Origin of the sequence: Kitasatospora sp. NPDC007106 (assembly GCF_040634455.1) — a bacterium.
In the GTDB taxonomy this organism is placed as follows: Bacteria; Actinomycetota; Actinomycetes; order Streptomycetales; family Streptomycetaceae; genus Kitasatospora; species Kitasatospora arboriphila.
This window is the reverse complement of record NZ_JBEYFP010000569.1, coordinates 1-3,937: the sequence shown is the minus strand read 5'-3', so window position 1 is coordinate 3,937 and position 3,937 is coordinate 1. Positions and strand designations below refer to the sequence as shown.

Below are 3,937 nucleotides of genomic sequence, written 5' to 3'. Positions count from 1 at the left end.
GCCCGGCGAGCCGCAAGGCCAACGGCAGGCGGCCCAGCCGGGCCGCCAGGGCCGCCAGTTCGGCGTGCTGCTCGACTCCGGCGCCGGTGTGGGCGTGCAGCAGCTCGACCGCGGTCTCGCGGTTCCACGGTTCGGCCCGGGTCAGGGAGACCCACGGCCCCCAGGCGGAGCGGGCGGTGATCCGGGAGGTGACCACGATCTCGCCCACGGCGGGCCAGGGGCCGCGGGGCATCCGCTGCCGGAGGAGGCCGTCGGGCGCCTGGAGGCGCCGCAGGAGGTCCGGGTCGTCCAGCCCGTCCAGGATCAGCAGCCACTGCGACGTCCGGGCGTGGAGCCCGTCGAGCACCAGGTCCTCCGGCGTGCCGGTGCCCGCACCGGGAGACGGCGCCCCGCCGCGCGGGTGGAGGCGTTCCAGCACCTTCAGCAGACCGGCCTCCAGCGAGGCGTCGTCGCGGGCGGACACCCACGAGATGTCCCGGTAGCTCCACAGGTACGGATCCCAGTTGTGGCCGCCCGTGTAGCTCTCGCCGAGAGCGCGGAGCGTCTTGCCCGATCCTCCCGGCCCGACGAAGGCGCGGACCGGGACCCGTTGCAGGGGCAGGCCCGGCCGGTTCAGCCCCAGCGGCCCGTGGAGCCGGCCGCGGCGCCTCGTCGTCCGCACACCCCTGACCGGACGGTCGGGCAGGGCCGGGCCGCCGTACAGCCGATCGGGATACAGATGGGTCGGCAGCCGGTGCAGGTCGTCCTGCAACGGGCCGAGCTCGCCGACGGGTCGGGGTTCCAACAGCTCCTCCTCCGGTGAACGGCCGAGCTTCGGGTGTCGAGGTCAGTCGGCCGCCGCGCCGGGCGGCCCGACACGGACCAACTGCCCCAGGTGGTCCGAGAGGTGGGCCGCGGGCCCGGACCGCAGCGGCACCGGCTCCGTCAGGAAGACGTCCGCGCCGGTGACGGGGTGGCACTCCGGATCGCCGTGGACCAGGACGTAGTCGACCCGGTGCGCCCGTGCCCCGTCCGGCAGCAGCGCGGCCTGGAAGGTCGGCAGGTCGGCGGCCGCGAACGGATCCCGCCAGGTGCCGCCGTCCACTGCCGCCCGGTAGAGGCCGCTGCTGCTCGGGACATTGAAGTCGCCCACGAGGAACGACAGCCGGGTGTCGGGGCGGCGGGCCCTCCGCACGGCTTCGTGCACCGCCTCCAGCTGCGCCGACTGCAGGGCCTCGTACCGGTTGCCCGGCGACCAGTCCCCGTCGTGGTTCGCCGTCAGATGGGCGTTGCCCACGACGGTCCGGCGTCCGGTGAGTTCGTAGGTCAGCACGCCCTGCAGGCCCGCGCTCGCCGCCGCGCCGGCACGGAAGAGCACGCCTCCGCGCCGCGCCCGGGCACGGCGGAACGACCGGTACACGGCCGACCGCAGCGGCATCCGGGAGAACGCGACCAGGCCGCCCGCCGGCTGGCCCAGCAGACCCGTCCCGCGGGCGAGGAAGGGGAAGGAGGGCAGCCGGGCACGGAGGAAGGCGAGCAGGCCGGGCGTCCAGACCTCCTGAAGGTTCACCACGTCCACGTCCGTGCGCTCGATGAGCGCGCAGATCCCGGCCGCCCGCTCCTTCAACGGAGGCAGCGTGTTCCTGACCCCGCAACAGACGTTCAGCGACGCCACCGTGAGCGTCTTTGCCCCGTCCCCCACGACCCCACCCGATTCCCTCTCCCGTTCAACCGTATATCGCAGGGGGGATCTTGCCGCAAGGCCCCCTCTTTCGGCGAACATGGCCAGCCGTGCGACGGGACACGGCAGAAGAATCGGGAGCGAACATGCGGGTGCTGCTGTCAACGATCGGCTCGCGGGGAGAGGTCCAGCCGGTGATCGCCCTGGCCCTGCGGCTGCAGGAACTGGGACAGGAAGCCGTGGTCGTCGCACCGCCCGATTTCCGCCCGTGGGCGGAGTCACTGGGGATCGCCTACCTGCCGGTCGGCCCGGAACTGCACGGCACGGCGAAGCAGCCGGCAGGGACGGTGCCCACACCCGGACAGCGACGACGGATGATCGAGGGCACGGTCGCGGAGCAGTTCGCGGCGGTGGGTTCGGCGGCCGAGGGATGCGACGTGATCGTGGCAGGCGGCGCGCTGGCCGTCGCGGCCCGCTCGGTGGCCGAACAGCGCGGTGCCGGCTACGTGTACGCCGCGTTCGCGCCCATGACACTGCCGTCCCCGCACCACGCGCCGCCCGTCTTCGGACTGCTGGGGGACAAGCCCGCGGACGGCACGATCGACAACCCGACCCTGTGGGCCCGGGACGCACAACGCTGGAACGCCCTGTGGGGCGCCGCGCTCGACGCGCAGCGCACCGCCATCGGCCTCGCCCCGGCCGGCGACGTCAGGCGCCACATCCTCACCGACACGCCCTGGCTCGCCGCCGATCCCCTCCTGGCGCCGTGGCCCGGGCCGTCGGAGCTCGACGTCCTGCAGACCGGGGCGTGGACGCTGACGGACCACCGCCCGCTCCCGCCCGAGCTGGAGGACTTCCTCGACGCCGACGAGCCGCCGATCGTCTTCGGATTCGGCAGCATGCGAGCTCCCGAGGGCCTCGCCCGGACGATGATCGCAGCCGCCCGCGCACTCGGCCGCCGCGCCGTCCTCGCCCGCGGCTGGGCCGACCTCTCCGTCGACGGGGCCGCGCCCGACTGCCTGGTGATCGGAGAGGTGAACCAGCAGGCACTGTTCCCGCGCGCCGCCGCGGTCGTGCACCACGGCGGGGCCGGCACCACCACCGCGGCCGCCGGCGCCGGGACGCCCCAGGTGGTCGTCCCGCAGATGTTCGACCAGTTCTACTTCGCCGACCGCGTCGACCGGCTCGGGATCGGCAGCGCCCACCCGGGCAGCAACCCGACGGTCGACTCCCTCACCACGGCGCTGCGCCGTGCCCTCGCCCCCCGGACGGTCCGGACCGCCCGCACCCTGGCGGGCCGCATCCGCACCGACGGCGCCCTGACCGCAGCCCGCCTACTGATCACCGAGCGCGGCTAGCCCCCGAGCGACGAGATGGACCCTGCACTTTGGATACTGTCCCGCGTGTGACGGTTTCATGGGACGACGACCCGGGGCCGGCGGCGAGCCGGCTGGACACCCTGCTCCGAACGGCGACGCCCGTCGAGTTGATGCGAATCGAGGCGGACTACCGCCGCAGGCGCGGGACTCTCAGCTCCACCGGCATCCTGATGGGATCCGAGGTGCCGGGCGACGGGCAGACCGATCCGCACGCCCTTGCCGTGGCGGCCCTGATGTCGTTCGACCGCTCCGGGTACCTCAGGCAGACCGGGGTCGAGCTGCTCGGAGCGTCCGCAGACCTTTTCGCGCTGCCCTTCCTCCTGCTGCGGCTCAACGATCCCGTCGAACCGGTCAGGGACCTCGCGCAGCGCGCGGTCACCGCACGGCTGACCGGTGCCGAGCACGTCGGGATCCTCGTCCGGCTGCTGCCCCTGCTGGACGGAATACGCAGGCGCAGCAGGGCACGCCCGATGCTGGCCGGGGTGGAGGACCTGCTCCGCCGTTCGGGGGCGGAGGAGCTGCGGCAGGGCGCCCGCTCCGGCGATCCCGTGGCGCGGGCGTGCTGTCTGCGGTGGCTGGCGCGGATCGATCCGACCGGGGCCGTCGAGGTTGCCTTCGCCACGAAGGACCCCGGCCTGTGGCAGTGGGCTGCCCGGCTCGTCACCTCGTCGAAGCTGGCACCGGCCGAGCAGGATGCCGTTCTCCCGCTCCTGGACAGCTGCGCGAGCCCCCGGATCCGACTGCGTGCCCTGCGGGTCCGGGCCCGCCGGCCGTACGGTGAGGGACGCCTGCGTGAGGCCATGCTCGATCCGGAGGTCACCAGCAACGTGGCAGGGATGATCAATGGCCTGAAGCTCTGACGGACCGGCGGTCGCTAGGCTGACGGCCATGACCGCAG

3 protein-coding genes and 1 pseudogene are annotated in these 3,937 nt (G+C 73.8%); 2 read left to right on the top strand and 2 right to left on the bottom strand.

All coding sequences use genetic code 11. The features are described 5' to 3' along the window. Together ABZ641_RS28555 and ABZ641_RS28550 are read right to left on the bottom strand one after the other, a co-directional pair. Positions 1 to 784 (bottom strand): annotated as a pseudogene (locus tag ABZ641_RS28555) (hypothetical protein); the annotation flags it as partial. 42 nt (positions 785 to 826) lie between these two features. After that, a complete protein-coding gene (locus ABZ641_RS28550; RefSeq protein ID WP_359986299.1) occupies positions 827 to 1,762 on the bottom strand; it encodes an endonuclease/exonuclease/phosphatase family protein in 936 nt (311 codons plus the stop codon). A gap of 44 nt (positions 1,763 to 1,806) precedes the next feature. Here ABZ641_RS28550 and ABZ641_RS28545 point away from each other — a divergent pair, with 44 nt between their 5' ends. Both ABZ641_RS28545 and ABZ641_RS28540 read left to right on the top strand, forming a co-directional pair. Then, positions 1,807 to 3,018, top strand: coding sequence for a glycosyltransferase (locus tag ABZ641_RS28545; protein WP_359986296.1), 1,212 nt, complete (start codon positions 1,807 to 1,809; stop codon positions 3,016 to 3,018). Positions 3,019 to 3,047: 29 nt separating this feature from the next. Further along, positions 3,048 to 3,899 carry a hypothetical protein gene (locus ABZ641_RS28540; protein WP_359986293.1) on the top strand — a complete coding sequence of 284 codons (852 nt, stop codon included), beginning with the start codon at positions 3,048 to 3,050 and terminating at the stop codon, positions 3,897 to 3,899. Positions 3,900 to 3,937 lie beyond the last annotated feature (38 nt).

What these genes read in the sequence shown, in the direction of transcription:
- ABZ641_RS28550 (WP_359986299.1), bottom strand. Translation starts at nt 1,762, where the DNA reads ATGTTCGCCGAAAGAGGGGGCCTTGCGGCAAGATCCCCCCTGCGATAT.
- ABZ641_RS28545 (WP_359986296.1), top strand. Translation starts at nt 1,807, where the DNA reads ATGCGGGTGCTGCTGTCAACGATCGGCTCGCGGGGAGAGGTCCAGCCG.